Source organism: Streptomyces sp. NPDC006134, assembly GCF_040628835.1.
Taxonomy (GTDB): domain Bacteria; phylum Actinomycetota; class Actinomycetes; order Streptomycetales; family Streptomycetaceae; genus Streptomyces.
In genome coordinates, this window is sequence record NZ_JBEXTV010000026.1 from 1 (window position 1) to 24,546 (window position 24,546).

Sequence of the window (24,546 nt, forward strand, 5' to 3'; positions counted from 1 at the left end):
TCAACGTCCTGTGGGCCCTCATCCGTGACCGACGGTGCTACCAAGTCACACCGCCCGTCACGCTTGCCGCTTGACACCAGCATTAGGAAGCCTCCGCCCGCTCGGTGGAACCGGCCCGGACGGCGGCCCCCTGGCCGACCACCCGGCCGGTCACCCGGCTGGTTACGCGATCGGTCGTCCGGCCGGTCGCGGGGCCGTTCGCCGCGAGGCCGTTCGCCGCAGGGTCGCCCGCCGCAAGGCCGCCCGCAGCGGGGGCGTCTCCCGCAGGAGCGTCTCCCACGGGGGCGTCTCCCACGAGGGCGTCTCCCGCGGGAGCGGTGATGCGGACGCGGTCGGCGCGGTGGTGCTCGACGTCGAGGACGTCCAGCCGCCAGCCGTCCAGCTCGACCGCGTCCCCCTTGGCGGGGATGCGGGTCAGGCGGGTGGCGACGAGTCCGGCCACCGTCTCGTACGGCCCCTCCGGCGCGGTCAGGCCGATGCCGGCAAGCCGGTCGAGGCGGACCGAGCCGTCCGCCTCCCACACCGCGCGGCCGTCCGCGCCCGCGGGGGCGGGCAGCAGGTCCGGGGCCTCGACGGGGTCGTGCTCGTCGCGCACCTCGCCGACGACCTCCTCGACGATGTCCTCGACCGTGGCCACCCCGGCCGTACCGCCGTACTCGTCGATGACGACGGCCATCGTGCGGCTCGCGCGCAGCCGCTCCAGGAGCCGGTCGGCGGGCAGGCTGTCGGGCACCAGCAACGGCGCGGTGGCCAGCTCGGTGACGGGGGTGTCCGCCCGGCGGTGCGGGGGCAGCGCGAGGACGTCGCGGATGTGGACGGTGCCGACGACCTCGTCCAGGCTGTCCCGGTAGACCGGGAAGCGGGACAGGCCGGTGGCGTGCGTGAGGTTCGCCGCGTCCGCGGCGGTGGCGTGCGCCTCCAGGGCCTTGACGTCCACGCGCGGGGTCATCACGTTCTCCGCGGTCAGCTCGCCCAGGTGCAGGGTGCGGACGAACAGCTCGGCGGAGTCGGCCTCCAGGGCGCCCTCGGCGGCCGAGTGGCGGACGAGGGCGGCCAGTTCCTCGGGGGTGCGGGCCGAGGCCAGTTCCTCGGCGGGCTCCAGGCCGAAGCGGCGCACGACACGGTTGGCGGTGTTGTTCAGGTGGGTGATGAACGGGCCGAACGCGGCCGTGAAGCCGCGCTGCGGACCGGCCACCACCTTGGCGACCGCCAGCGGCCGGGAGATCGCCCAGTTCTTGGGCACCAGCTCGCCGACGACCATCAGGACGACGGTGGAGACGGCCACGCCCAGCACGGTCGCCACCGACGACGCGGCGCCGCCCAGACCGAGCGCCGTCAGCGGGCCGCGCAGCAGCACGGCGAGCGACGGCTCGGCGAGCATGCCGATGACCAGGGAGGTGACGGTGATGCCGAGCTGGGCACCGGAGAGCTGGACGGTCAGCCGGCGTACGGCTCTCAGGGCGCCCTCGGCGCCGCGCTCGCCGGCCTCGGCGGCACGCTCCAGGTCACCGCGCTCGACGGTGGTCAGCGAGAACTCGGCCGCGACGAACACGGCACAGGCCAGGGTGAGCAGGAGGGCCAGCAGGAGCAGCAGGACCTCGGTCACCGTGCCACCCCCGTTTCCTCACACACGGACGGCGCGGGCCATGCGAGGCGCGTGATGCGCGTGGGCCGCGTGCGGGGTAGGGCACGGCCGGTACTGGGAGGCTCCATTGCGGAACGGGACTCCTTAACGGGTCGATGGGTCGGGAACCCATGGTAAAGGAAGGTAAAAGACAGGCAAAGTGATGCCACTGCCTGGAGAAAACGGTCGGGTCGGGGCGGTTGTTCCCGCGCGGACGCGCCCCGCAAACGCCGCCCTGATGTGACCCGCCCCGCAGCACCGCCCCCGGTGACGGAGCCGGGGCCCGGCGGGCCGCCTCCCGCTCACCCGTCGTTGTCGCGCCAGCGTCCGCCGCTCGGGGCCGAGTCGAAGCGGGTGGCGGCGGAGGCGTTGCCGGTGAAGTCGTTGCCGGAGACCCGGCCGGCGGCCCAGGCGGAGTCGCCGGTGAGCCACAGGCCGTGGGTCTGGGTGCGGGGGTGCCGGTCGTCGCGGACGCGGTTGCCGTGGACGTAGGGGTGGGCCACCGCCGACGCGGCGGTCAGGCCGGCGCGCGGGGCGGGGGCGGCGGGGAGGCGGTAGGCGGAGCCGGGGGCGGGGGTGCCGTCGGTCCAGGCCGTGCCGGCGCCGGGGCGGTGCGGGGCCAGGAGGAGTTCGGTCGCGGTGTTGTCCAGGACCACGGCGGTCTGCTCCCCCACCGTGAGCTCCTTGCCGCGGTGGCCGCCCGGGGACCAGTCGGCGCCCTCGTCGGTCAGGGTCCGGGCGGTGCAGCGGACGCCCGCGCCACCGCCCTCGGCCGCCGACGCGGCGCGGCGGCCGTTGCCGCGGACGCGGTTGCCGAGGAACGCCGGCTCGTGCAGCGGGGCGTCGATGCGGATGCCGTCCAGGGCGTTGTCGTGGATGTCGTTGGACTCCAGGACGATGTCGGTGGTCGCCTCCTGGTCGCCGCCGGCCAGGTTGTGCTGCCAGTAGCCGTACCGGCCGTTGTTGCTGATGCGGTTGCCGCGGAAGGCGTAGGGGCCGGGGGTGTTGCCGAGCGCGACCCCGTCGTGGACGTTGCCGTCGATGAGGCAGCCGGTGACGGTGCCGCCGCGCCCGCCGATGCTCGTGGTGCCCTGCGACGACACGTCGAACCCGGCCTGGTGGTTGCCGATCAGGGTGCAGGCGGTCACGAGCAGGCCGTCGGCGCCCCAGTCGGAGATGCCGAAGCGGTTGTCCTCGGCGTGGCAGGCGGTGATGCGGATGCCGCGCGGCGGGGTCCAGTAGTCCTGCTGGAGCTCCAGGAAGATGCCGTTGGTGCCGTTGCCGGTGGCGGTGCAGTCGGTGATCGCCAGCCGTTCGACCGGGCCCCAGCCGCCGACGCCGATGCCGAGGCCCGCGCCGCCCATCTGCTCGCCGGAGTCCTGCCGCCCGCACCGCTCGGCGAGCACGCCCTCCACGACCGTGTCCTGGAGGAAGTCGCAGCCGAACCCGGTCGCCGCCGTGTCGTGGATCCACAGGTCGCTGAACCGTCCCCGCAGCACGTACTGGAGGCCGAGCCCCTTGGCCAGGACCTCGTACTCCGGTGTCCGCACCCCCGAGCCGTCGATCTCGAAGTGCGCGAAGGTCACGTCGGCGATGTGCCGGTCCCGGCCGGCGCCGTGCTGCGCGGTGGTGAACCAGGCCAGCGGCACCGGGGTCGTCGGGGCGCCGGGGTTGCTCAGCTCGAAGCGGGTGGCGGCGCGCCCGGCGCCGACGAGGGAGACGCCGCTGCGCCACAGCACCGGCCGGTCCCGGATCGCGTAGCGGCCGGCGGGGACGTGGATGGTCCGGGGGCGGCCGTCGGCGGCGCAGGCATCGCCCAGCGCGTCCACCAGCTTCTGGAGCGCCGGCTGGTCGTTGGCGGCCCCGTCCCCGGCCAGGCCGTGGTCACGGGCGTCGACCGTCAGCGGCAGGTTCATACGGGCTCCTCCGGGGCGACGGGAACGGCGGGAAGCAGCGGAAAACGGCGGAAAACGGCGGAGGTGACGGCGGGCGGGGCGGACGGCAACGGGCCCGGCAGAGCCCTCACCGGCTCATCGCCTCCGTCTTCCGCCCGGGTACCAGCCTTCCCGGCGCCTCAATCACCCACCGCCCACCGAACGTCGGCCACCGGTCGCCACCCACCACCCACCGGTCGCCACCCGCCACCCGCCAGCCGCCAGCCGCCAGCCGCCAGCCGCCAGCCGCCAGCCGCCAGCGCCGAGATCAGCAGATCCCGCACCTCTCCACATTTATTCGGACATTTAGGGGGTTTCTCGGCGATTTCGAGGTAATAATCAGAACATGAGTACGGCAATATATGGACTGGCGGCTTCCTCCGAGCACGCGCTCAACATGACCGCGGCCTTCATCGGCGGGCTGGTGATCGCCGGTGCGCTGATCTGGGCGGTACGCGTCGGCATGCGGGTCATGGAGCAGGAGCTGGAACGCCCTCGTCCGGAAGAGCAGCCGAAACTCCCCGTCACCGGTCCCGTGCGCGAGGAACGGGAGATGCGGGAACCGGACGAGGTGCCTCTGGTGATGGACGGGAGCGGACGGCTCATGCCGTACCAGCTCCATCCGGCCAGCACCCGGCGCGGAAAGGACCAGCAGCGGCGCCGCTGGCTGCCGGGCTCCAGCGGATCCTTCGGAGGCGGCGGGCTGCCACCGGGGGTGTGACCTCCCGGCGCCCGGCCGCACGCGGTGGAGCAGCCCCGCCACCCACGGCGGGGCTGCTCCCGATCGTCCGGGAACATCTCCCGGGACATCTCCGGGGCATCTCCGGATCATCTCCTGGGAGACCCGTTCCGGAACGGGTTCCGTCAGCGCTGGGTGAGGGACTGGGGGAAGTCGGTGATGATCCCGTCGACGCCCAGGCCGGCCATCCTGCGCATCGCGCCGGGCTCGTCGACCGTCCACACGTTGATGTCCATGCCCAGCTCGTGCACGCGGTCGACCAGGGCCTGGTCGGTCACCGTGTACTGCGGGTTCACCTGGTCCGCCCACGTGCTCAGCCGGACGAGCTCCTCCTCGGTGGGACGCGTGGCGTCCAGGAAGCCGATCGGGACATCGGGCAGCAGCGCGTGGAACTCCTGGGCGTCGTCCACCTGGAAGGACTGGACGGCGAGCCGTCCGTGGGCCAGGGCGCGCTGGACGTAGCGCGGCTTGCCCAGCAGGTTCTCCGCGAAGTCGGTCGCGATGCCCGTGTAGTGGCCGCACGGGCTGATCTCCGCCAGCAGCCCGGTGCGGGTGTTCTTGACGCGCGCTATCACGTCGTCGACGGTCATCAGCGGTTCGCCGGCGTAGTCCTCGTGGAACCACGAACCGGCGTCCAGTCTGCGCAGCTCCGCCCAGGTGAAGTCGGAGACGCGGTATCCGGGACGGCCCGGGTACACCTCCTCGACGTCGGTGGTCCGCTCCATGGTGCAGTCGTGGAAGTTGACCAGTTTTCCGTCCTTCGTGCGCTGCACGTCGATCTCCACGAAGTCGGCCCGCTGATCGACGGCGAGCTCGACGGCGGCCGCGGTGTTCTCCGGCGCCATGCCCGAGGACCCGCGGTGCGCGATGACGTCCGGCCCCTCGGCGGCGTGCGCGGCCGTCGACGTCATCGCCAGGGCCAGACCGCTCAGCACGGCCACGACGACACCGGCGCACCTCTTGCCCACATGCTTCACTACAGCCTCCTGGAATGCGATGGCACCCTGATGGGCACCCTTGAGGCTGCCGAACGGTGGTTACGGGAAACCTGCCGCGGTCCGGCGGCGCACATACCAGCCAGTGGAGCGGACGGGTGAAACGGCCATCCGGGCCCGAAGGGGCGCTCCCCCGCAATCCCGGCTCTTCCCTACTCGACGAACCCGCTCGACGAACCCACCCGACGAACCACCCGACGAGCCCACCCGGAGAGTCCGCCCGGGAATCCACCCGAAGAGGCGCCCACAGAGGCGCACGGCGCGCACGTCACCAGGCCGGCCGGGCCGACACCCCTCCGTCCACCACCAGGTCGTGGCCCGTGACCCAGGACGCCAGCCGGGACGCGAGGAAGACGCAGGCGTCACCCACGTCCTCGGGCCGCCCCAGGCGTCCGGTGGGCGCCGCCCGCCGCCACCGCCGTACGCCCTCCGGCCACGCCTCGGCCAGGCCCTCGCGGTCGATCAGGCCGGGGGAGACGGTGTTGACGCGGATGCCCCACGGGCCGTACTCCAGGGCGGCCGAGCGGGCGTGCATGACGACCGCGGCCTTCGAGGCGCAGTAGGGGGCGTGGGCCGGGGCGGGGGCGCTCGCCTCGATGGAGGCGATGTGGGTGATGGTGCCGCCGCCCCCGTCGCGCATGACCTCCGCCGCCGCCTGGGTGCAGGCGAAGACGCTCGTCAGGTTGGTGTCGACGACCTCCCGCCACTGGGCGGCCGTCATCCCGGGCAGTTCGCGGACCGGCTGCACCCCGGCGTTGTTGACGAGCGCCGTCAGCCGGCCCCCGCCCCAGTCGGCGGCCTCGCGCACCAGGCGCCGGCAGGCGTCCTCGCCGGTGAGGTCGGCGCGCAGGACGACGGCCCGTCCGCCCAGCTCGCGGACGCGCGCGGCCACGTCGCGGGCCGCCTCCACCGCCGTACGGCAGTGCACGGCGACCGCCGCGCCTTCCTCGGCGAAGCGCAGCGCGATGCCCCGGCCGATGCCGCCGCCCGCGCCCGTGACGAGCGCGACCTGTCCGTCCAGCAGCTTCATGGGCACTCCCGGGAACGCGGGGACTCAGGGGCGGCACAGGGCGGCGATGCGCGCGGCCTGTGCCGGATAGCGTGCCGTGAGGACGGCCGCGTCGCCGTGCTCGTAGTCCTCGTAGGTGAAGCCGGGCGCCATCGTGCAGCCGAAGAACGTCCACGCGCCGCCCGCCACCACCCGCCCGCCCATCCAGGTGCGGGCGGGGACGGTGAGCTGCGGGTGCTGGCCGGACAGGACGTCCGGTCCCAGGACGGCCGTCCGGGACGATCCGTCGGGGGCGAGGAGCAGCAGCTCCAGCGGGTCGCCGAGGTAGAAGTGCCAGACCTCGTCGGTGGGCAGGCGGTGCAGGGCGGAGAAGTCGCCGCCGGTCAGGAGGACGACGATCGCCGTGCCCTCCGGGCGCCCGTCGGGGCGGTCCGGTCCGGCCCAGGTGCGGCGGAACAGGCCGCCCTCGCGTGGAAGCGGCTCCAGCCCGTAGTGCGCGACGAGGTCCTCAGGGGTCACCAAGGTCACCCGGGGAAGGCTACCTCCCGGTCGAGGAAGGCCAGTTGCGCCCGCTTCTCCGGCAGGTACACGTCGGGCAGGTCGACCTCGGGCAGGACGACCGCCGGGCCCGCGGTGAAGCCCTGCTTGACGAAGCGGGCGATCGCCTTCTCGTTGCGGACGTCCGGGTCGATCACGATGCGCGTGCGGTCCAGGGTCCGGAAGACGTACGCCGTGACGACGGCGATCAGGGCGGAGGTCCAGCCGGGACGCGCGCCGTCCGGACCGGCGGGGGCGAGCAGCAGGTGGACGCCGATGTCGCCGGGGCGGACCTCGTAGCACTCGCCGACGCGGTCGGCGTCCGGCTCGTAGGTCTGGAGCAGCGCGGCCGGTTCGCCGTCCCTCACCAGCAGGAGGGCGTGGTGGGTGTCGAGCGTGTCCATGTGGGCGTAGATCCCGGCGACCTGGTCGCGGGTCAGGCCGTTCATGCCCCAGAAGGAGGCCCTCTCCTCGCTCACCCAGCGGTGCACGACACCGGCGTCGCGCTCGGCGTCGAGGGGCAGGACCCGGAAGGTGCCGAAGCCTTCGATCTCCTGTTCGTGGACGGGTGTGCGGGAGGCGTACGGGTCGGGCGGGCCGGACAGGTCAGACATCGGTCTCCTCGGTCTCCTTGTGCAGTCGGGTGAAGTCGGTGATCACGGGGACGAGGTCGCCCCGCAGCCACAGGGGGAGCTGGTCGCGGTGGTGCGGTGAGCCGGGGACGCCCGAGGCGCCGAAGGGGACCACCCAGCGGCTGTCCTCGCGGCGGGCCAGGTCCCAGACGTAGCGGGCGGCCGGGCCGCGCGCGGCGAGGTCGGTGACGCCCGGCACTGCGGAGGTGCACAGCACGCAGTCGTGGTCGCCGGACAGGCCCGGTTCGTCGTACGTCACGTCGGCGAGCGCCCGCCAGGGGGCGAGGCGGTGGGTGTCGCCCCAGGTGCCGGAGGCGCCAGAGGTACCGGAGGGGCCAGAGGCGCCAGAGGTGCCAGAGGTGCCAGAGGCGCCAGAGGCGCCGGAAGTACCAGCGGCGTTGGAAGTGCCGGACGGCGGGCCCCCCGCGGCCACCTCCTCCAGGGCCGCGCGGACCTCGGTCGCGCGGTCGACGCCGTACAGCTCCGGCGCGCGCAGGAGGTGTTCCAGGGCGTAGCCGATGCGCGGGCGCAGGGCCAGCCAGGGCTGGAAGACCTCCGGGTAGGCGGGCGGGGCGGTCAGCGCGGCGAACGCCGGGTGGGCGGCGAGACGGCGTACGACGGCACTGCGCACGGCCGCGTAGAGCGCCGCGTCGGTGCTGCCGGCGTCCATGTGCCGGTCCCAGCGCAGGAGGCGGTCGCGGAGGGCGGCGGCCCGGGGGGTCAGGCCGTCGAGGGCGGCGAGGCGGTCCAGGAGGGGGGCGGCGGAGGCGAGGTGGGTGTCGGTGTGGATCGCGGGCATGGCGTCGGCCGACCAGCGGTCCCGGCCCGCGAGCAGCGCGGCGATGCGGTCGGCGCGGTGCGGCGGGGCGAACTCGACGCCGAGGGGGGCGGCGAGGCCGCGCTGGTTGGCCATCACCGCGACACCGTCGGTCAGCCCGCCGCGGGGCGTCTCGTGCCAGCCGCGCCACTCGTGGCCGGGCTCCCACGCGGGCACCACCCGCAGCCCGTTGGCGGCGGCGCGCACCGGCACCCGGCCCGCGACCCGGTGCAGCAGCCCGCCCTCGGTGTCGGCGGCCTGCACCACGTTGACCGGCTCGGCCCACGCGTCCAGGGCGCGGTCCACGTCGGCGACCCGGCGGGCCCGCAGCAGCGGCAGCAGGGCGCCGAAGCCGAGGTCGGCGGTGACGCGGGGCGGGTGGCGCAGGCTGATGGCGACGGGCGTGCCAGAGATACCAGAGATGTCGGTGTTACCGGCGGGGGCGCCGGACGGGTCCGGCAGGACGCCGCCGTCGTCGAGCCCCTCGGGGCCGCCGATGATCACCGGCCCCCGGGCGGTCTCGATCACCTCCACCTCGGCCGGTTCCTCCCCGGCGACCTCGATGGTCTCGGTGTGGCGGGCGGCGCGGTGCCAGACGCCGTCGGGGCCGAGGGCCTCGACGCCGGCGCCGGTGCGGCGCAGCCGTTCCCGGTACAGGTCCTGGTAGTCGGCCATGGCGTTGGTGATGGCCCAGGCGACGGTGCCGGTGTGGCCGAAGTGGGCGATGCCGGGGACGCCGGGCACGGCCAGGCCGACCACGTCGAACTCGGGGCAGGACAGGTGGATCTGCTGGTAGACGCCGGGGTCCTCGATGAAGCGGTGCGGGTCGCCGGCGATGACGGCCTGCCCGGTGACGGTGCGCTCCCCGGCGACCAGCCAGCCGTTGCTGCCCGCGGTGCCGGGGCCGTCGGTGGCGAACAGGGCGACGGCGTCGGCGCCGAGATGCCCGGCGAGGTGCTCGCGCCACAGCTTGGCCGGGAAGCCGGCGAAGAGGATGTGGGTGGACAGCCAGACGGCGAGCGGCGTCCAGGGCTCCCAGCGGCCGATGGGGGTACCTCCCTGCCCGAGCGAAGCCGAGAGCTCGGGGGAGAGGCCGGTGCGCGCGAACTCGCCCGTGGCCGCGGCCCCTTCCGCCAGGCCGTCGTTCACGCCGTCGACGTAGGCCCGCACCCAGTCGGCGGTCTCCGGGTCCTTCTCCGCCAGGGCGGTGAAGCAGCGGCGGGCGGTGTCGGCGAGGCGGGCGCGGCGGGCGAACCGGTCCCAGGGCAGGGACCCGGCTCCGAGGAAGGAGGCGGAGGTGCCCTGCGCGCGGTGCCGCTCGACCTCCAGCTGCCAGGCCCGGTCGAGGGCGGTGACGCGGCCCTGGACACGGGCGAGTTCGCGCGCGCTCGTGGCGCGCAGGTGCGGGATGCCCCAGGCATCGCGGAATATCTCGGCGCCCACCCTGTGCCCCTACTTCCCTTTAGGTTAGCCTTGCCTAATTCTTGACTCGAACTGGTGGCGGAATCGTACGCGAAGGGTGAAGGGGCCATGGGGCAGGGGCGGGGTTGGGAAGGCGCGGTCCTCAAGCTGCTGCGCGCGAAGGACTTCACGTGCACGGTGACCGGCGCCGAGGACGTCACGGCCGACTACCGGCGGCTGCACCTGACCGACGGCGGCCTGCTGGCCGCGACCGGCGTCCACCCGACCATGTGGGTGCGGCTGTGGTTCGACAACGCCGGCAAGCCGCACCAGCGGGCCTACACGCTGGTCGACCCCGACCCGGCGGCCGGCACCTTCAGTCTGGAGTTCGCCCTGCACGAGGGGTGCGCCAGTGACTGGGCGCGGGCCGCGAAGCCCGGCGACACCGTCGAGGCCACCGTCCAGGGCACCGGCTTCCAGTACCCCGACCCCGCGCCCTCCCACGTCTTCGCCGTCGCCGACCCGGCCTCCCTGCCCGCGCTCGACTCCCTGCTGGCGGCGCTGGGGCAGGCCCCGGCCACCCTCTGGTTCGAGGGCGCCCCCGACGGCCTGCCCTTCCGTCACACCCCCGGCCGGCACGACCTGCGCCCGGTCCCCCGCCGCGACGCCGGCGCCCACCTGGTGGAACGGGTGAGGGCGGAGCTGCCCGGCCTGCTCGCGGCGACGCCCGACCCGTACGTCTGGATCGCCTGCGACACGGTGACGACCCGGGCCCTGGCCTCGTACGTCCGCAAGGAGCTGGGCCTGCCCAAGCAGCGGGTGAACGCGCTCGGGTACTGGCGCGCCGCCTGACGCGCGCACCCCCGCCGTCCCGCGTATCCCCGCCGCCCCACGCGCCCCCGCCGCCCCGCAGAATCCCGTCACCCAGCGCACCCCGCCGCCCACGGAATCCCATCACCCCGCGGAGCCCCTCACCCGAGCGGCCCACCCCGAAAAGCGGGCCGCTCGCGCAGGCGCCCAGCATGGACCATGACCGAGCCACCGAGCGGCTCCCCGTGGGGTCCGGAGTACGACGACCGCAGGGTCCACGCCCGCCACGCGCCCGCCGCCGGGCCGCCCGGAGGGCCGGCCGGAGGGCACGAGCCCGAGCCGCCCTTCGAGGGGCCGCTGCACCTGCTGGCGCGGACCGCCTGGCAGACCGTGCTGCTCACCGGCGCCGCCTCCCTCGTCCTGGGCGTCCTGGTCCTGATCCGGCCGGGCGCGTCCCTGCTGGCCGCCGGCGTGCTGTTCGGCCTCTACCTCCTGATCAGCGGCGTCCTCCAGCTCGCCGCCGCCTTCGGCACGCACCGGACGACCTCCCTGCGCGTCCTGGCGTTCGTCAGCGGCGCGGTCTCCGTCCTGCTGGGCCTGTTCTGCTTCCGCGGCCCCCTGCGGTCGGTGCTGCTGCTCGCCCTGTGGATCGGCGTCGGCTGGCTGTTCCGCGGCATCACCCAGACCGTCGCCGCCGCCCACGACCCCGGGACACCCGCCCGCGGCTGGCAGATCTTCCTCGGCGTCGTCACCGCCCTCGCCGGCGTCGTCCTGATCGTCTCGCCGTTCGAGTCGGCCGCCGCCCTCACCGTGGCCGCCGGCTGCTGGCTCGTGGCCGTCGGCGTGGCCGAGACCGTCACCGCCCTGCGGATCCGCAGCCGCGCCCGGCAGGCGCCCCGCTCGCTGTGAACCGCGTACGCCCCGCACCCCGCCCCTACGCCGAGCGAGCGGTTCCCGCCCCCGGCGGGAGGGGCCGCGTACGCCCGGCGGGGACACGACCCGGCATGAGCCCCGTACCGCGGACAGCCCGCCGCACCGCGCGCCGGCACCTGTGGCCGCGGGTGCTCGTCCTGCTGCTCGCCCTGCTGGTACCGGGCGCGCACGCCCAGGCGCAGGCGCAGGCGGTGCCGGGCGCCGTCCTGCCGGGCGAGAGCGGCGCCCCGGCCACCGAGTACGACGTCCTCGACACCGCCCTGCGGCTCCCCGCCCGCACCGGCCGGCGCACCGCCGCACCCCTGCGCCCCGCACCCGCTCCCCTCCCCCGCCCCCCGCACGGCGCACACCGCCCCGCACCCGCACCCGCGCCGCCCGGCCCGCCGCCCTCCCCGCGCTCCTTGCGTTCCGTGGTCCTGCGCTGCTGACCCGAACCGCCCCACCGGGCCCGTCAGCCCCGCAGTCACCGCACGGAACGAGGAGACAGAGGAGACACACGCCATGCTCAAGGACCCCTACGCCGTCCTGCACGCCCTCCTGCGCGCCGAGGCCGCCCGCAGCACGCCCAAGCCGGGCACCGCGCCCCGGCAGGGACAGGACCAGCGGCCCGCGCAGCGCCCGGCGACCGGACGGGAGCGCACCTGACCGCCGGGGCGGCCCCGCGGCGGAAGCACACCCGGCCGCCGGGACCGCCCCTTTCGGGCGAACCGGACGCGCAGCCCCGCGACCGGCTCCGAGAACACCACGGAGGCGGCTCGGAGCCGCCTCCGAGGCGGCGCGAAGCCGGCACGGCCCGAGGACCAGACGGTCGGGGCGGCGTCGGCCGGACCGCCGGCCCCAGCCACTCACATCAACCACTAGCTCCCGCTTCGCCCCTGTTTATGGCGTCTTTTTCGGCGTCGCACTGCGTCGCCATGGCTGCGCCCGGAACGTCTGGGCCGGTAGGCTTTCCGTGTGATCTTCAAGCGCATCGGAAACGGCCGGCCGTACCCCGACCACGGCCGGGAAAGCACCCGGCAGTGGGCGGACGTCGCGCCGCGCCCGGTCCGCCTCGATCAGCTCGTGACCACCAAACAGCAGCTCGACCTGGAGACCCTCCTCGCCGAGGACTCGACCTTCTACGGCGACCTCTTCGCGCACGTCGTGAAGTGGCAGGGCGACCTGTACCTGGAGGACGGCCTCCACCGCGCCGTCCGCGCGGCGCTCCAGCAGCGGCAGGTGCTGCACGCGAGAGTCCTCGAACTCGACTGACCGAGCGCCCGGATTGACCCTTCCGGGTTGGATTGTCCCGAACTGAACGCATCAAATGATCATCCGGTAGGCACGGCCGCCTCGGCGCACTACGCTGCGGCCATGAGCATGCTGACTCCCCCCGGCATGGGCGGACCGTACCGGATCACGGGGGACAAGTACCCGCGGATGCGGCCTCCCCGGCGGCGCGGCAGGCTCGCCTTCCTCGCCACCGCCTGCGCCGTCGCCCTCGGCCTGCTCGGCTGGGGCACGTTGCAGCTCATCGACGTGTTCACCGGCGGCGGGAACCCCGCCTCGGCGGCCGGTGCCAAGACCATCTGCTCGCCCCGGGCGAGCGCCTCGCCCCGCGCCGTGGCGCCGCCCGAACCGGGCCGGATCACCGTCAACGTGCTCAACGCGACGACCCGCGGCGGCCTCGCCAAGAAGACCGCGGACGAGCTGAAGAAGCGCGGCTTCCGCATCGGCGAGGTGGGCAACGCGCCCAAGGAGTACGACAAGAAGGTCAAGGGCGCCGGCCTCCTGCTGGGCCCCGCCTCCGCCCTGAAGACCTCGCTGCCGGTGCTCGCCACCCAGCTCCCCGCCGCCGAGCGCCGCACCGACGCCGCCCGTGGCGGCGCCGCCGTCGACCTGATCATCGGGGACGCCTTCAAGGAGCTGTCGCCGGAGGCGGACGCCGACCGGGCCCTGGCCGCACTGGCCCAGCCCCGGCAGGAGCCCGCCAAGGAGAAGGAGAAGGAGAAGCGGGACTGCTGAGCAGCCGCCCCGGGCGCGCCGGAAAACGCGGTCAGACGGACCCGTACATCCGGTCGCCCGCGTCGCCCAGGCCCGGCACGATGTAGCCGTTGTCGTCGAGACGCTCGTCGACCGAGGCCGTCACCACCGTCACCGGCGTGCCGGCCAGGTCGCGCTCCATGGTCGCGACGCCCTCGGGGGCGGCGAGCAGCACCACGGCGGTCACGTCGTCGGCGCCGCGCCGGATCAGCTCCTGGATCGCGGCGACGAGCGTGCCGCCGGTGGCCAGCATCGGGTCCAGCACGTACACCTGGCGCCCGGAGAGGTCCTCCGGCATCCGGGTGGCGTACGTGGAGGCCTGGAGCGTCTCCTCGTTGCGGATCATGCCGAGGAAGCCCACCTCGGCGGTCGGCAGCAGCCGGACCATGCCGTCCAGCATGCCGAGGCCGGCCCGCAGGATCGGCACCACCAGCGGACGCGGGTGGGAGAGCTTGACCCCGGTGGTGCGGGCGACCGGCGTCTGGATGTCGACCTGCTCGGTGCGCACGTCACGCGTGGCCTCGTAGGCGAGCAGGGTGACCAGCTCGTCGGCGAGACGGCGGAAGGTCGCGGAGTCGGTGCGCCGGTCGCGCAGCGTGGTGAGCTTGTGGGCGACCAGGGGGTGGTCGACGACGTGGAGACGCATGCCCACCACAGTAACCGGGCGTGAAGGGCCCGGCGTCCCCGCGCCGGGCAAGCCCCCGGTCGGCATGTCACCCGCTCGCTGGCGTCAAACCGTCCGTCCGGGGGAAGGTGGGAGGGACGGACACGGGGTGGTGAGACTGTGCCTGACCGGAAAATCCGCGACACGCCGTCCCCGGACGGCCGGCCCGAGACGGACGCCGAGAGCCGGACGGATGCCGAACGCCGTCGGCGCCGGGCCCAGTTCCTGCGCGAACTGGCCGAGGCCCGGGCGCTGCGCGCCCGCGTCCAGCCGCGCCGCGCCAAGGCCGCCCGGCTGCGCCGCGCGATGCGCATGCGCACCTTCCGCTGGTAGCCCCGGACTCCACGGGGCCGGACTCCACGGGGCCGGACTCCACGGGGCCGGTCTCCACGGGGCCGGTCTCCGCGGGGCCGGTCTCCGCGGGGCCGGACGGGGAAGATCGCGCGGCGCGCGGGCACCGGTCCGCACGGGGTGCACGGCGACCGCGGAAGTCCGCGTACGATCCGCAAGTGGCGGCACCGAGTGCGCCGGTGGCCCCCTCCCGGAGGGGTCCGCCGAGGCGCACCCGTTGATGCCCTCGGACTCGCGGCCGGAACGGCCGGGCACAGGGAGCCGAAGACGTCCCCTGAACGCCCTGTTTCTGTCACGATTCCGAGTGGGTGGGGCTCGGAGCTCGCTCTCCCCACCCGCAACCTCCGCCGGGGGGACCTCCAACCGGCACGCCTATGACCAGTGGGAGAGTCACGGTGTACTTCGCCGCACTGCTCGCGCGCACCGAAGACGGGTGGGAAGCGAGCGACACAGAGCTCGACGATGTGGAAACCCTGTCGGATCTGGCCGACCTGGCCCGGGAAGCCTCTCCCGACGAGGACACGGTGCTGGTGCTCATCGAGCAGGAGGGCGCCTGGTTCGGCGTCGTCCGCGTCGACGGCGAGGACGACCCTCGCATCTACGTCTCGGACGCCTCCGCCGCCGCCCGCAGCAGCTACGGCGAGCTCCTCCTCACCGACGAGCTGCTCGGCCGGGAGCCCGGGGACGGCGCTCCCGACCTGGACGCCTTGGACCTCGACGGCACCGAGGACGGTGAACCGGAGGACGACGCCGACGCGGCGGAACCCCCCGCCGCGGCCGAGTCCACCGTGCCGCACGGCCCGGTCGGCGACGCCGAGATCCTGGAGGACCTCGGCGTGAGCGAGAAGGAGCTGCGCTCGCTGACCGAGGACGCGCTCACCGAGATCGCCGAGGCCCTGGGCGCCTCGGAGACGCTGGAGACCGTCCGCTGACCGCACCGACCGCACCAACCGAAGAACCCGGAGGGCCCGAAGAACCCGGAGGGCCCGGAGAACCCGGAGGGTCCGGAGATTCCGGAGGAACCGGCGGCACCGGCGGACCGGCGCCGGACCCGGTACGCGACCGCTGGCGGGCCGCGATGCGGCTCGCCCTGGACGAGGCCGGGCGGGCGGCCCGGGGCGGTGACGTTCCCGTCGGCGCCGTCGTGCTGTCCGCGGACGGCACGACCGTGCTCGCCGCCGGCCACAACGAACGCGAGGCCACCGGCGACCCGACGGCGCACGCCGAGGTCCTCGCCATCCGGCGGGCCGCCGACCGGCTCGGCGAGTGGCGGCTCGCCGGCTGCACCCTCGTCGTCACGCTGGAGCCCTGCACGATGTGCGCGGGCGCGATCGTGCAGTCCCGCGTGGACCGGGTGGTCTACGGCGCCCGGGACGAGAAGGCGGGCGCGGCCGGCTCCCTGTGGGACGTCGTACGGGACCGGCGGCTCAACCACCGGCCCGAGGTGATCGAGGGCGTGCTCGCCGGGGAGTGCGCCGCCCTCCTCACCGACTTCTTCCGCACCCGCTGAAGACCGCCCGCACTGAAAACCGCCCGCGCTCGGAGAGCGAGCACACCGGATACCGATTTCAAACCGAGGGCCACCTTGCGGTAGGGTCTCCCTCGGTAGCGTGTCCGAGCGGCCGAAGGAGCTCGCCTCGAAAGCGAGTGTGGCGCAAGTCACCGAGGGTTCAAATCCCTCCGCTACCGCTGACAACACCCCCTGACCGTGGCGACACGGTCAGGGGGTGTTCTGCTTGCCACCGACGTTCCACCGGTGTCCCACCGGCGCCGTCTCGGGACTGTCCCGGAGCCATCCTGGGACCGCCCGTCCCAGGAACGGGCTTCCCCGGAGGAAACCGCCCTGGTGAGGGGCTTTCACGCGGGTCACTGTGGAGTCAGTTCCGCTCGACCGAGCGGAGGCGGCCGAACCGCCGTCGCCCCAGTGAGACCTGAGACCAAGGAGTGTCATCCATGAGCGCGATCACCCACGCCGAGGCCCTCGCCCGTGTCGGGGCGGGCCTCGCCAAGGCGGACGAGATCGGTGTGGCGATGAACATCGCGATCGTCGACGCCGGGGGTCACCTGCTCCAGTTCTCCCGGCAGGACGGCGCCTGGCTCGGCTCCGTCGACATCGCGGTGAGGAAGGCCAGGACCGCGGCGCTGTTCCGCATGCCGACCTCCGCCATCGGCGAGATCTCCCAGCCGGGCGGCCCGGTGTACGGCATCGAGCACAGCAACGGCGGCCTGGTCACCTTCGGCGGCGGTCTGCCGATCACCGACGAGGACGGCGACGTCGTCGGCGCCGTCGGCGTCTCCGGCGGCGACGTCGGCCAGGACACCGCGGTGGCCGAGGCGGTCGCCGGCGCGAAGGTGACCGCGCACGCCTGACACCGGCTCCGCGCGCCTGACACCGGCTCCGCGCGCCGACGGGCGGAGGGCCCCGCGGCGGCCCCGGAGGACCCGGACGGGGCCCGGACGGCCCGGACGGCCCGGAGGACCCTCAGGACCCTGAGGACCCTGAGGACCCTGAGGACCCGAACAGCCCGTGACGCATAATTGCGCCCATGGGCTCTGCTGCTCAAGGGCATCTCGTACTGGGGGAGTTCCTCAAGGCCAAGAGGGCCGGTGTGTCGCCCGAGGACGTGGGCCTGCCGGACAGCGGACGGCCCCGGCGGGTCCCGGGGCTGCGCCGCGAGGAGGTCGCCCAGCTGGCGGACGTCAGCGTCGACTACTACACGCGCCTGGAACAGGGCCGTACGACGCAGGCGTCCGACGCGGTGCTCAGCGGCATCGCCAAGGCCCTGAGGCTCACCCCGGCGGAGTGGGAGTACCTGCGCCTGTGCGCACGCGCGCCCGTCCGGCCCGTGAGCCCGCCACCGGCTGACTCCGTCTCACCCGCCACACAGGCGCTGCTGGACAGCATGGTCCGGGTGCCGGCGGTGGTGCTCGGCCGGCGGATGGACGTCATCGGGTGGAACGCCATGGGCTCCGCGCTGTTCACCGACCTCTCGCGGATCGAGCCCCGGCACCGCAACCTGGCCCGGATGGTCTTCCTGGAGCCGCGGGTCCGCGCGCTGTACCCGGACTGGAGGGACGTGGCCGGCGGCTTCGTCGAACGCCTGCGGATGGACGCCACCCGCTACCCCGACGACCCTCGGCTGCACGCCCTGGTCGACGAGTTGTCCGAGCGCGACCCCGATTTCCGGCACTGGTGGGCGCGGCACGCCGTGCGAGGGGTGACCTCGGGCCGTAAGCGCGTCCGCCATCCCGTCGCGGGCGAGCTCACCCTGGACTGGCAGGCCCTGCGGATCACGGCGGCCCCGGAACAGACGATCATCGTGCACACGGCGGCGGAGGACACCGGCACCCGGCGGGGGTTCGAGGCCCTCGCACAGTGGGCGGACCACCTGGCCGCGTCCGCGCGGACGGCCGGCTGACCCCGTCCTCCGGCCGGGCGGGAACGGGGGGGGCGGGGCCGGGGCGAGGAGCAGGGCCCACGCGCTCACCGGTCCTCGAAGACGACGCGGAGGACGACGTGAAGTTACACTCACCGCCGGCACCAGGAGGCCCGCGGGGGCACGTCAGTCACAGGGGAGGCCGCCAGTGGCGGTGAACGCCAAGAAGATCGCCGTCTTCGTGCTCGTGGTCTTCGTGCTCTACGTGATCATCACGGACCCGGCCAAGGCGGCCGACTACGTCCAGATAGGCTTCGAGGGCATATCCGACGCCGCCAAGGCCATCGGCGACTTCATGACCTGGGTCGCCAACGGAGGAAAGTGATGATCCGCCACCTGGTCCTGTTCAAGCTCAACGAGGGCGTCGAGCGCGACGACCCGCGCGTCGTCGAGGGGGTCGCGGCCTTCCGGGCCCTGGGCGACCAGATCGAGGAGCTCCGCTTCTGGGAGTGCGGCTGGAACATCAGCGACCGGCCCATCGCCCACGACTTCGCGATCAACTCGGCAGTGGACGACGCCGACGCCCTCAAGCGCTACCTGGAGCACCCGGCCCACCAGGCGGGCGTCGCGCTGTGGCGGGAGTTCGCCACCTGGGTGATCGCCGACTACGAGTTCTGAGCCTCCTCCGCACCGAGCCCTCCGCCATTCCGGCGGGGGGCTTTCGCGTGTCTTATGCCCAAACTTGCCCCTCAACACGGTGTTATGGGGTGCTTGCACACAGTGGACATGTCTTGTGATGCTATGACCGCTTTTGATGGATGAGTTGATGGATCACGAGGTGGAGTTGACCGTGTCGGCCAGTACTGCGCCTCAAGCACCGTCCCAGGAAGCACCCGTCGGCCGGGCCGCGCCGCAGCGCAGCCGGGGCGCCGACACCCGGGCCCTGACCCAGGTGCTCTTCGCCCAGCTCAAGGAGCTGACGCCAGGCACGCCGGAGCACGACCGGGTGCGCGGGGCGCTGATCGAGGCCAACCTGCCACTGGTGCGCTACGCCGCCGCCCGCTTCCGCTCCCGCAACGAGCCGATGGAGGACGTCGTCCAGGTCGGCACCATCGGCCTCATCAACGCCATCGACCGCTTCGACCCGGACCGGGGCGTGCAGTTCCCGACGTTCGCGATGCCGACCGTGGTCGGTGAGATCAAGCGGTACTTCCGCGACAACGTGCGCACCGTCCACGTACCGCGCCGGCTGCACGAGCTGTGGGTACAGGTCAACAGCGCGACCGAGGACCTGACCACCGCCTTCGGGCGCTCCCCGACGACCGCCGAGATCGCCGAGCGGCTGCGCATCAGCGAGGAGGAGGTGCTGTCCTGCATCGAGGCCGGACGCTCGTACCACGCCACCTCCCTGGAGGCCGCGCAGGAGGGCGACGGGCTGCCGGGGCTGCTCGACCGGCTCGGATACGAGGATCCCGCGCTGGACGGCGTCGAGCACCGCGACCTGGTCCGCCACCTCCTCGTCCAGCTCCCGGAGCGGGAGCAGCGCATCCTGCTGCTGCGCTACTACAGCAACCTCACCCAGTCGCAGATCAGCGCGGAACTCGGCGTCTCCCAGATGCACGTCTCGCGGCTGCTGGCACGCAGCTTCCAGCGGCTGAGGACCGCCAACCGGATCGACGCGTAGGCGGCGCCCCCCGGCACGGGACCGAAGGAGCGGGGCCGGAGAAGCAGCGCTGGAGAAGCAGGCCCGGGGAAGCAGGCCCGGAGAAGCAGCGCTGGAGAAGCAGGCCCGGGGAAGCAGAACCGGGGAAGCAGGCCCGGGGAAGCGGAACCGAAGAGACGATCGAGGCGTAACCGGTACGAGCGAATCGCTCACCAGGGCGGATGCCGACAGTTTCGCACCGAAAACCCGTCAGACCCCCTGTTTCCAGGGCCGATTCAGGTCTCGCATGTCGACAAGTCACTACAGCGCGTTGCCGACATGTGACATTCTGCGGGAAGCGCGTTTGCCGGAGCCCCGGCTCCGGTATTCAGGTGAAGGCTGCGTTCCCGAGGGGGGAGCGTTCCGCCGCGACCGTCCCGCGACCCAAAGGGGGTGGCATGTCCGCAGACCAGGGCAGCTCGAAGGTGCTCACGCTCCCGGAGAGCGAGACCGCGCCCGACGCGCTCGACGCGCTCGGCCCCATCGACGACGTCACGGGCCTTCAGGCGCCGGCCCCGGCCGCCCCGGCCCCGGAGGCCATCGACACCCGCACCCTGTCCCGCTCCCTGTTCCTGCGGCTCGCCGCCCTCGACGAGGACAGCCCGGAGCGCGCCTACGTCCGGGACACCCTGATCGAGCTCAACCTCCCGCTGGTGCGCTACGCCGCCGCCCGCTTCCGCTCGCGCAACGAGCCGATGGAGGACATCGTCCAGGTCGGCACCATCGGCCTGATCAAGGCGATCGACCGGTTCGACTGCGAGCGGGGCGTGGAGTTCCCGACGTTCGCCATGCCGACCGTGGTCGGCGAGATCAAGCGGTTCTTCCGCGACACCTCCTGGTCGGTGCGGGTGCCGCGCCGCCTCCAGGAGCTGCGCCTGGCGCTGACCAAGGCCAGCGACGAGCTGTCCCAGAAGCTGGACCGCTCCCCGACCGTCGCCGAGCTGGCCGCCGTGCTGGGCGTGTCCGAGGAGGACGTGGTCGACGGGCTCGCGGTGGGCAACGCCTACACCGCCTCCTCGCTGGACTCCCCGGCCCCGGAGGACGACGGCGGCGAGGGTTCGCTCGCGGACCGGCTGGGCTACGAGGACACGGCCCTGGAGGGCGTGGAGTACCGCGAGTCCCTCAAGCCGCTGCTGGCCAAGCTTCCGCCGCGCGAGCGGCGGATCATCATGCTGCGCTTCTTCGCCAACATGACCCAGTCCCAGATCGGCGAGGAGGTCGGCATCTCGCAGATGCACGTCTCCCGGCTGCTGACCCGCACGCTGGCGCAGCTGCGCGAGGGGCTCATCTCCGACTGAGGACCACGGGACAGAGGCAGGAGCATGCCTGAAGAGCAGGCGTAAAGAGCACACGTAAGAGACGATCCGCCGCCGCGGGGCCCCGACGGGCACCGCGGCGGCGATCGTCTGTCCGGGGCGGGCGCGCCGGCCCGCCGTCGCGCGTTACGCCAGCGCCAGCCAGGCCACGGCCGCGACGACCACCACGGCGACCACGACACCGACGATCAGGCCGATGCGGGGCCCGGCCGGGGCGGCGGCCTGCCGGGACTGGGCGGGGGCGCCCTCGTCGACGAACGCGCGGAACATCTGGGTGCTGCCAGCGGGGTCGTAATTGCCCTGGGGGCCCTGGTTGTTAGCCATGGCCCGAGACCCTAGCGAATGAGCGGGTACTGCCCAAGCCCGGGGCGGGCGGCCCGGCCGGCGCGACCGCACCCGCCCTCACCTGCACATTTACGGTCGCAATACTTGCCTTTGCCAAGTTTTTATGCCGGATCCCCTCGGTTTGTTTGCCTGTAGCAACCAATCACTCATATGGTTGCCCTAAGCAATGAACCCGGGAGGTGTGAATGGCCGGGAAGGCGCAGTACGAGGACCTGATCCGTCAGTTCAGTGCCTTCGGCGCCGTGAAGCGGGAGCTCGGCCGCATCCTGCCGTCCGACTGCCCCAGCGGATCCGCCGCCGTCCTGACGTTGCTCGGCCGCCACGGCGACATGCGCATGAGCAAGCTCGCGGAGCTGCTCGCCGTGGACATGTCGGTCACGAGCCGCCACGTCGCGCACGTCGTCGAGCGGGGCTGGATCGAACGCTCACCGGATCCCGCCGACAAGCGCTCGCGCATCCTGCGCCTCACGCCCGAGGGCGCCGCGCAGCTCGACGCGCTGTCCGAGCGGACCACCCAGCTGCTCGCCCACCGCCTGAGCGACTGGACCGACGAGGAGGTCGGCCAGCTCGCCCGCCTCATGGCGCGGCTCAGGGCGAGTTTCGACGACTGCCGGTTCACGCCGAACCGGGCCGCCACACCACCCGTGGCCGATCAGTCCACCCGTACACCCGCGATCACCACGTAAGAAAAGGAAGTCCATGGCAACGACCACACCAGCCGGTGTGCGGGCTCATGCCAAGCACGGGGGAGGCTCCTCCTCGGACGCCCCGATGACGCACCGGCAGATCATGGAGGCGCTCTCCGGGCTGCTGCTCGGCATGTTCGCCGCCATCCTGTCCTCGACCATCGTCTCCAACGCCCTGCCCGAGATCATCGGTGACCTCGGCGGCGGCCAGAGCGCGTACACCTGGGTCGTGACCGCATCGCTGCTGGCGATGACGGCCTCGACTCCCCTGTGGGGCAAGCTCGCCGACCTGGTCAGCAAGAAGGCCCTGGTCCAGATAGCCCTCTGCGTCTACGTCGTCGGCTCCGTCGTCGCCGGCCTGTCGCAGAACCCGGGCATGCTGATCACCGCGCGTGCCATCCAGGGTCTGGGCGCGGGCGGTCTGTCCGCCCTGGCGCAGATCATCATGGCGGCGATGATCTCCCCGCGTGAGCGCGGGCGCTACTCCGGCTACCTGGGCGCGACCTTCGCGGTCGCGACCGTCGGCGGTCCGCTGCTCGGCGGCGTCATCACCGACACGAGCTGGCTCGGCTGGCGCTGGTGCCTGTACGTGGGTGTGCCGTTCGCGCTGATCGCGCTGGTGGTGCTGCAGAAGACGCTGCACCTGCCGGTGGTCAAGCGCAAGGTCAAGGTCGACTGGGCCGGTGCCTTCTTCATCACCGCGGCCGTCTGCCTGCTGCTGGTCTGGGTCACCTTCGCGGACGACAAGTACGACTGGATGTCCTGGCAGACGGGCGTCATGGTCGGCGGCGCGATCGTGCTGACCGCGATCTTCGTCTTCGTCGAGTCGAAGGCCAGCGAGCCGATCATCCCGCTGCGCCTGTTCGGGAACCGCACCATCGCCCTGGCGTCCCTCGCCTCGCTGTTCGTCGGTATCGCGATGTTCGCGGGCACCGTCTACTTCAGCCAGTACTTCCAGCTCGCCCGGGACAAGTCCCCGACCATGTCGGGCGTCATGACGATCCCGATGATCGGCGGTCTGTTCATCTCCTCCACGGTCTCCGGTCAGATCATCACCAAGACCGGCAAGTGGAAGGGCTGGCTGCTGGCCGGCGGCGTGCTGCTGACGGCGGGCCTGGGCCTGCTGGGCACCATGCGCTACGACACCCCGTACTGGCACCTCGCGATCTACATGGCGCTGATGGGCCTCGGTGTCGGCATGATGATGCAGAACCTCGTGCTCTGCACCCAGAACCAGGTGGCCCCGCGCGACCTGGGTGCCGCCTCCTCCGTCGTGACCTTCTTCCGGTCCCTCGGCGGTGCGGTGGGCGTCTCGGTGCTCGGCTCCGTGATGTCGACCCGCATCAGCCACTACGCCCAGGACACCATCGGGCAGCTCAAGCCCGAGGAGCAGATGGCGGCCGGCAAGGCCATGGGCTCCGGCCAGATCCCGGACATGGACCTGCTGCCCGCGCCGATCCGCACCTGGCTGGAGAGCGCCTACGGGCACGGCATCGGCGACATCTTCCTCTACGTCGCTCCCATCGCGTTGCTGGCGTTCCTCGTGACGCTGTTCATCAAGGAGGTCCCGTTGCGTACGTCGGGTGCACTCGCCCAGTCCGGCCAGGCCGCCTCGCAGACCGCCTCCCCGGCGGCTCCGGCCCCGGCCGAGGCCACCGGCCGGCGTGAGCCGGCCACCGCCGGCCAGGCACCGGCCGCCCCGGCCGGCGACAACGGTGCCGCGACCGACACCGGCACGCAGAAGCTCGCCGCCGTCGCCACGGCGGCCGGCTCCGAGGCTCCCGTCTCCGGCGGCATACCGGTGCGCGGCTTCGTCCGCGGCGCCGAGAGCGCGCCCGTGCCGCAGGCCGCCGTCACGCTGATCTCGCTCGGCGGCCGGCAGCTGGGCCGGTCGGTCGCGCAGGCCGACGGCTCCTACGCGGTGGACGCGCCGGGCGCGGGTTCGTACGTCCTGATCGCCTCCGCCGACGGCTACCAGCCGCAGGCGTCCACGATCGTGGTGAACGGCGAGCCGGTCGCGTACGACATCCTGCTCAGCGGCACCAGCGGCCTGAACGGCCTGGTCCGCGCCGCCGAGACCGGCCAGCCGGTCAAGGACGCCATGGTCATCGTCACCGACGTGCGCGGCGACCTGCTGGCCACCGCCACCTCCGGCGAGCAGGGCGAGTTCTCCCTCGCCGAGCTGGTGCCGGGCACGGTGACCATCGCGGTCAACGCCGCCGGGTTCCGGCCGCGCGCGCTGCCCGTCGAGGTCGGCGGCACGGGTGTCACCCGCGTCGAGATCGACCTGGACGCCGGTGCCCGCCTGCAGGGCGTCGTCCGTGCCCCGCACGGCCCGCTGGCCGACGCCCGCGTGACGCTGGTCGACGCGGCCGGCAACGTGGTCGGCACCGCCACCACCGGTGAGGACGGCGCGTACGCCTTCACCGACCTGGACGGCGGCGAGTACACCGTCATCGCGACGGGCTACCCGCCGGTGGCGACCGCCCTGACCGTCAGCGGTCCGGGCGTCGACGACCACGACATCGAGCTCGCCCACCCCGGCGAGTAACCCACACTCCGGCCCGTGGCGGGCACGCCCTGAGCGGAGGCGTGCCCGCCGCGGGCCGGACCCATAATGACCCTTTTGTAACGCTTTTTCAGGAATTCAGG

General features: G+C 73.2%; 26 protein-coding genes, 1 tRNA gene and 1 pseudogene. 19 read left to right on the forward strand and 9 right to left on the reverse strand.

Annotated elements, in window-relative coordinates:
• Positions 1-307 precede the first annotated feature (307 nt).
• Positions 308-1,606, reverse strand: a pseudogene (locus tag ABZ340_RS18530) (hemolysin family protein); the annotation flags it as partial.
• Positions 1,607-1,926: 320 nt separating this feature from the next.
• A complete protein-coding gene (locus tag ABZ340_RS18535; protein ID WP_358782837.1) occupies positions 1,927-3,540 on the reverse strand; it encodes a right-handed parallel beta-helix repeat-containing protein in 1,614 nt (537 codons plus the stop codon).
• A 364-nt stretch (positions 3,541-3,904) separates the two neighbouring features.
• On the opposite strand from ABZ340_RS18535, the gene ABZ340_RS18540 reads away from it, so the two are divergent.
• On the forward strand, positions 3,905-4,279 hold the full coding sequence (locus tag ABZ340_RS18540; protein ID WP_358782838.1) for a DUF6479 family protein: 375 nt from the start codon (positions 3,905-3,907) through the stop codon (positions 4,277-4,279).
• Positions 4,280-4,422: 143 nt separating this feature from the next.
• Here ABZ340_RS18540 and ABZ340_RS18545 read toward each other — a convergent pair whose 3' ends face one another.
• The 5 genes from ABZ340_RS18545 to ABZ340_RS18565 all read right to left on the reverse strand — a co-directional run bounded on the left by ABZ340_RS18545 (position 4,423) and on the right by ABZ340_RS18565 (position 9,730).
• The gene (locus ABZ340_RS18545; RefSeq protein ID WP_358782839.1) at positions 4,423-5,274 is read right to left on the reverse strand and encodes a glycerophosphodiester phosphodiesterase family protein; all 852 of its coding nucleotides are present in this window, start codon (positions 5,272-5,274) and stop codon (positions 4,423-4,425) included.
• A 286-nt stretch (positions 5,275-5,560) separates the two neighbouring features.
• On the reverse strand, positions 5,561-6,322 hold the full coding sequence (locus ABZ340_RS18550; RefSeq protein ID WP_358782840.1) for an SDR family oxidoreductase: 762 nt from the start codon (positions 6,320-6,322) through the stop codon (positions 5,561-5,563).
• 24 nt (positions 6,323-6,346) lie between these two features.
• Positions 6,347-6,820, reverse strand: coding sequence for a cupin domain-containing protein (locus ABZ340_RS18555; protein WP_358782921.1), 474 nt, complete (start codon positions 6,818-6,820; stop codon positions 6,347-6,349).
• A 5-nt stretch (positions 6,821-6,825) separates the two neighbouring features.
• On the reverse strand, positions 6,826-7,452 hold the full coding sequence (locus tag ABZ340_RS18560; protein WP_358782841.1) for a GNAT family N-acetyltransferase: 627 nt from the start codon (positions 7,450-7,452) through the stop codon (positions 6,826-6,828).
• Positions 7,445-9,730, reverse strand: a complete 2,286-nt coding sequence (locus tag ABZ340_RS18565) for a penicillin acylase family protein (protein ID WP_358782842.1) — start codon at positions 9,728-9,730, stop codon at positions 7,445-7,447. Before ABZ340_RS18565 ends, ABZ340_RS18560 begins: the two co-directional genes overlap by 8 nt.
• Before the next feature lie 87 nt (positions 9,731-9,817).
• On the opposite strand from ABZ340_RS18565, the gene ABZ340_RS18570 reads away from it, so the two are divergent.
• From ABZ340_RS18570 to ABZ340_RS18595, 6 genes are all read left to right on the forward strand, one after another.
• The gene (locus ABZ340_RS18570) at positions 9,818-10,540 is read left to right on the forward strand and encodes a siderophore-interacting protein (RefSeq protein WP_358782843.1); all 723 of its coding nucleotides are present in this window, start codon (positions 9,818-9,820) and stop codon (positions 10,538-10,540) included.
• Between the two features lie 177 nt (positions 10,541-10,717).
• Positions 10,718-11,407 (forward strand): HdeD family acid-resistance protein, encoded by a 690-nt coding sequence (locus tag ABZ340_RS18575; protein WP_358782844.1) that lies wholly within the window; start codon positions 10,718-10,720, stop codon positions 11,405-11,407.
• 95 nt (positions 11,408-11,502) lie between these two features.
• Complete coding sequence (locus ABZ340_RS18580) at positions 11,503-11,859, forward strand: hypothetical protein (RefSeq protein WP_358782845.1); 357 nt, start codon at positions 11,503-11,505, stop codon at positions 11,857-11,859.
• Positions 11,860-11,932: 73 nt separating this feature from the next.
• Positions 11,933-12,076, forward strand: a complete 144-nt coding sequence (locus tag ABZ340_RS18585; RefSeq protein ID WP_358782846.1) for a hypothetical protein — start codon at positions 11,933-11,935, stop codon at positions 12,074-12,076.
• A gap of 309 nt (positions 12,077-12,385) precedes the next feature.
• On the forward strand, positions 12,386-12,682 hold the full coding sequence (locus ABZ340_RS18590) for a type II toxin-antitoxin system VapB family antitoxin (RefSeq protein WP_004943146.1): 297 nt from the start codon (positions 12,386-12,388) through the stop codon (positions 12,680-12,682).
• A gap of 126 nt (positions 12,683-12,808) precedes the next feature.
• Positions 12,809-13,435 carry a LytR C-terminal domain-containing protein gene (locus ABZ340_RS18595; protein WP_358782922.1) on the forward strand — a complete coding sequence of 209 codons (627 nt, stop codon included), beginning with the start codon at positions 12,809-12,811 and terminating at the stop codon, positions 13,433-13,435.
• 31 nt (positions 13,436-13,466) lie between these two features.
• Here the strand turns inward: ABZ340_RS18595 and upp are convergent, their stop codons facing one another.
• Positions 13,467-14,099 (reverse strand): uracil phosphoribosyltransferase, encoded by a 633-nt coding sequence (gene upp / locus ABZ340_RS18600; protein WP_358782847.1) that lies wholly within the window; start codon positions 14,097-14,099, stop codon positions 13,467-13,469.
• Positions 14,100-14,237: 138 nt separating this feature from the next.
• On the opposite strand from upp, the gene ABZ340_RS18605 reads away from it, so the two are divergent.
• The 10 genes from ABZ340_RS18605 (at position 14,238) to ABZ340_RS18650 (ending at position 20,845) form a co-directional block, all read left to right on the forward strand.
• Entirely contained in the window at positions 14,238-14,450 is a 213-nt protein-coding gene (locus tag ABZ340_RS18605) for a hypothetical protein (protein ID WP_358782848.1), read from the forward strand.
• Between the two features lie 413 nt (positions 14,451-14,863).
• Positions 14,864-15,400 carry a hypothetical protein gene (locus ABZ340_RS18610; protein ID WP_358782923.1) on the forward strand — a complete coding sequence of 179 codons (537 nt, stop codon included), beginning with the start codon at positions 14,864-14,866 and terminating at the stop codon, positions 15,398-15,400.
• Between the two features lie 146 nt (positions 15,401-15,546).
• Entirely contained in the window at positions 15,547-15,978 is a 432-nt protein-coding gene (gene tadA / locus ABZ340_RS18615) for a tRNA adenosine(34) deaminase TadA (RefSeq protein WP_358782849.1), read from the forward strand.
• A gap of 94 nt (positions 15,979-16,072) precedes the next feature.
• A tRNA-Ser gene (locus tag ABZ340_RS18620) sits at positions 16,073-16,157 on the forward strand.
• A 264-nt stretch (positions 16,158-16,421) separates the two neighbouring features.
• Positions 16,422-16,838 carry a heme-binding protein gene (locus ABZ340_RS18625; RefSeq protein ID WP_358782850.1) on the forward strand — a complete coding sequence of 139 codons (417 nt, stop codon included), beginning with the start codon at positions 16,422-16,424 and terminating at the stop codon, positions 16,836-16,838.
• 176 nt (positions 16,839-17,014) lie between these two features.
• Positions 17,015-17,887 (forward strand): helix-turn-helix transcriptional regulator, encoded by an 873-nt coding sequence (locus ABZ340_RS18630; protein ID WP_358782851.1) that lies wholly within the window; start codon positions 17,015-17,017, stop codon positions 17,885-17,887.
• 166 nt (positions 17,888-18,053) lie between these two features.
• Positions 18,054-18,230, forward strand: a complete 177-nt coding sequence (locus ABZ340_RS18635) for a hypothetical protein (RefSeq protein WP_358782852.1) — start codon at positions 18,054-18,056, stop codon at positions 18,228-18,230.
• Positions 18,230-18,523, forward strand: a complete 294-nt coding sequence (locus ABZ340_RS18640; RefSeq protein ID WP_358782853.1) for a Dabb family protein — start codon at positions 18,230-18,232, stop codon at positions 18,521-18,523. The genes ABZ340_RS18635 and ABZ340_RS18640 overlap by 1 nt, the downstream gene beginning before the upstream one ends.
• A 148-nt stretch (positions 18,524-18,671) precedes the next feature.
• Complete coding sequence (locus ABZ340_RS18645) at positions 18,672-19,529, forward strand: RNA polymerase sigma factor SigF (protein WP_358782854.1); 858 nt, start codon at positions 18,672-18,674, stop codon at positions 19,527-19,529.
• A 416-nt stretch (positions 19,530-19,945) separates the two neighbouring features.
• Positions 19,946-20,845 (forward strand): RNA polymerase sigma factor SigF, encoded by a 900-nt coding sequence (locus tag ABZ340_RS18650; protein ID WP_358782855.1) that lies wholly within the window; start codon positions 19,946-19,948, stop codon positions 20,843-20,845.
• Between the two features lie 144 nt (positions 20,846-20,989).
• Here the strand turns inward: ABZ340_RS18650 and ABZ340_RS18655 are convergent, their stop codons facing one another.
• Positions 20,990-21,187 (reverse strand): hypothetical protein, encoded by a 198-nt coding sequence (locus ABZ340_RS18655; RefSeq protein ID WP_358782856.1) that lies wholly within the window; start codon positions 21,185-21,187, stop codon positions 20,990-20,992.
• Between the two features lie 206 nt (positions 21,188-21,393).
• Here ABZ340_RS18655 and ABZ340_RS18660 point away from each other — a divergent pair, with 206 nt between their 5' ends.
• Positions 21,394-21,894 carry a MarR family transcriptional regulator gene (locus ABZ340_RS18660; RefSeq protein ID WP_358782857.1) on the forward strand — a complete coding sequence of 167 codons (501 nt, stop codon included), beginning with the start codon at positions 21,394-21,396 and terminating at the stop codon, positions 21,892-21,894.
• A 13-nt stretch (positions 21,895-21,907) separates the two neighbouring features.
• The gene (locus ABZ340_RS18665) at positions 21,908-24,445 is read left to right on the forward strand and encodes an MFS transporter (protein WP_358782858.1); all 2,538 of its coding nucleotides are present in this window, start codon (positions 21,908-21,910) and stop codon (positions 24,443-24,445) included.
• Positions 24,446-24,546: the final 101 nt, after the last annotated feature.

Bases quoted from the DNA above. Each gene is read 5' to 3' on its own strand.
- ABZ340_RS18535 (WP_358782837.1), bottom strand. From the start codon at position 3,540: ATGAACCTGCCGCTGACGGTCGACGCCCGTGACCACGGCCTGGCCGGG.
- ABZ340_RS18540 (WP_358782838.1), top strand. From the start codon at position 3,905: ATGAGTACGGCAATATATGGACTGGCGGCTTCCTCCGAGCACGCGCTC.
- ABZ340_RS18550 (WP_358782840.1), bottom strand. From the start codon at position 6,322: ATGAAGCTGCTGGACGGACAGGTCGCGCTCGTCACGGGCGCGGGCGGC.
- ABZ340_RS18560 (WP_358782841.1), bottom strand. From the start codon at position 7,452: ATGTCTGACCTGTCCGGCCCGCCCGACCCGTACGCCTCCCGCACACCC.
- ABZ340_RS18570 (WP_358782843.1), top strand. From the start codon at position 9,818: ATGGGGCAGGGGCGGGGTTGGGAAGGCGCGGTCCTCAAGCTGCTGCGC.
- ABZ340_RS18575 (WP_358782844.1), top strand. From the start codon at position 10,718: ATGACCGAGCCACCGAGCGGCTCCCCGTGGGGTCCGGAGTACGACGAC.
- ABZ340_RS18580 (WP_358782845.1), top strand. From the start codon at position 11,503: ATGAGCCCCGTACCGCGGACAGCCCGCCGCACCGCGCGCCGGCACCTG.
- ABZ340_RS18585 (WP_358782846.1), top strand. From the start codon at position 11,933: ATGCTCAAGGACCCCTACGCCGTCCTGCACGCCCTCCTGCGCGCCGAG.
- ABZ340_RS18595 (WP_358782922.1), top strand. From the start codon at position 12,809: ATGGGCGGACCGTACCGGATCACGGGGGACAAGTACCCGCGGATGCGG.
- upp (WP_358782847.1), bottom strand. From the start codon at position 14,099: ATGCGTCTCCACGTCGTCGACCACCCCCTGGTCGCCCACAAGCTCACC.
- tadA (WP_358782849.1), top strand. From the start codon at position 15,547: ATGCGGCTCGCCCTGGACGAGGCCGGGCGGGCGGCCCGGGGCGGTGAC.
- ABZ340_RS18625 (WP_358782850.1), top strand. From the start codon at position 16,422: ATGAGCGCGATCACCCACGCCGAGGCCCTCGCCCGTGTCGGGGCGGGC.
- ABZ340_RS18630 (WP_358782851.1), top strand. From the start codon at position 17,015: ATGGGCTCTGCTGCTCAAGGGCATCTCGTACTGGGGGAGTTCCTCAAG.
- ABZ340_RS18640 (WP_358782853.1), top strand. From the start codon at position 18,230: ATGATCCGCCACCTGGTCCTGTTCAAGCTCAACGAGGGCGTCGAGCGC.
- ABZ340_RS18645 (WP_358782854.1), top strand. From the start codon at position 18,672: ATGGATCACGAGGTGGAGTTGACCGTGTCGGCCAGTACTGCGCCTCAA.
- ABZ340_RS18650 (WP_358782855.1), top strand. From the start codon at position 19,946: ATGTCCGCAGACCAGGGCAGCTCGAAGGTGCTCACGCTCCCGGAGAGC.
- ABZ340_RS18655 (WP_358782856.1), bottom strand. From the start codon at position 21,187: ATGGCTAACAACCAGGGCCCCCAGGGCAATTACGACCCCGCTGGCAGC.
- ABZ340_RS18660 (WP_358782857.1), top strand. From the start codon at position 21,394: ATGGCCGGGAAGGCGCAGTACGAGGACCTGATCCGTCAGTTCAGTGCC.
- ABZ340_RS18665 (WP_358782858.1), top strand. From the start codon at position 21,908: ATGGCAACGACCACACCAGCCGGTGTGCGGGCTCATGCCAAGCACGGG.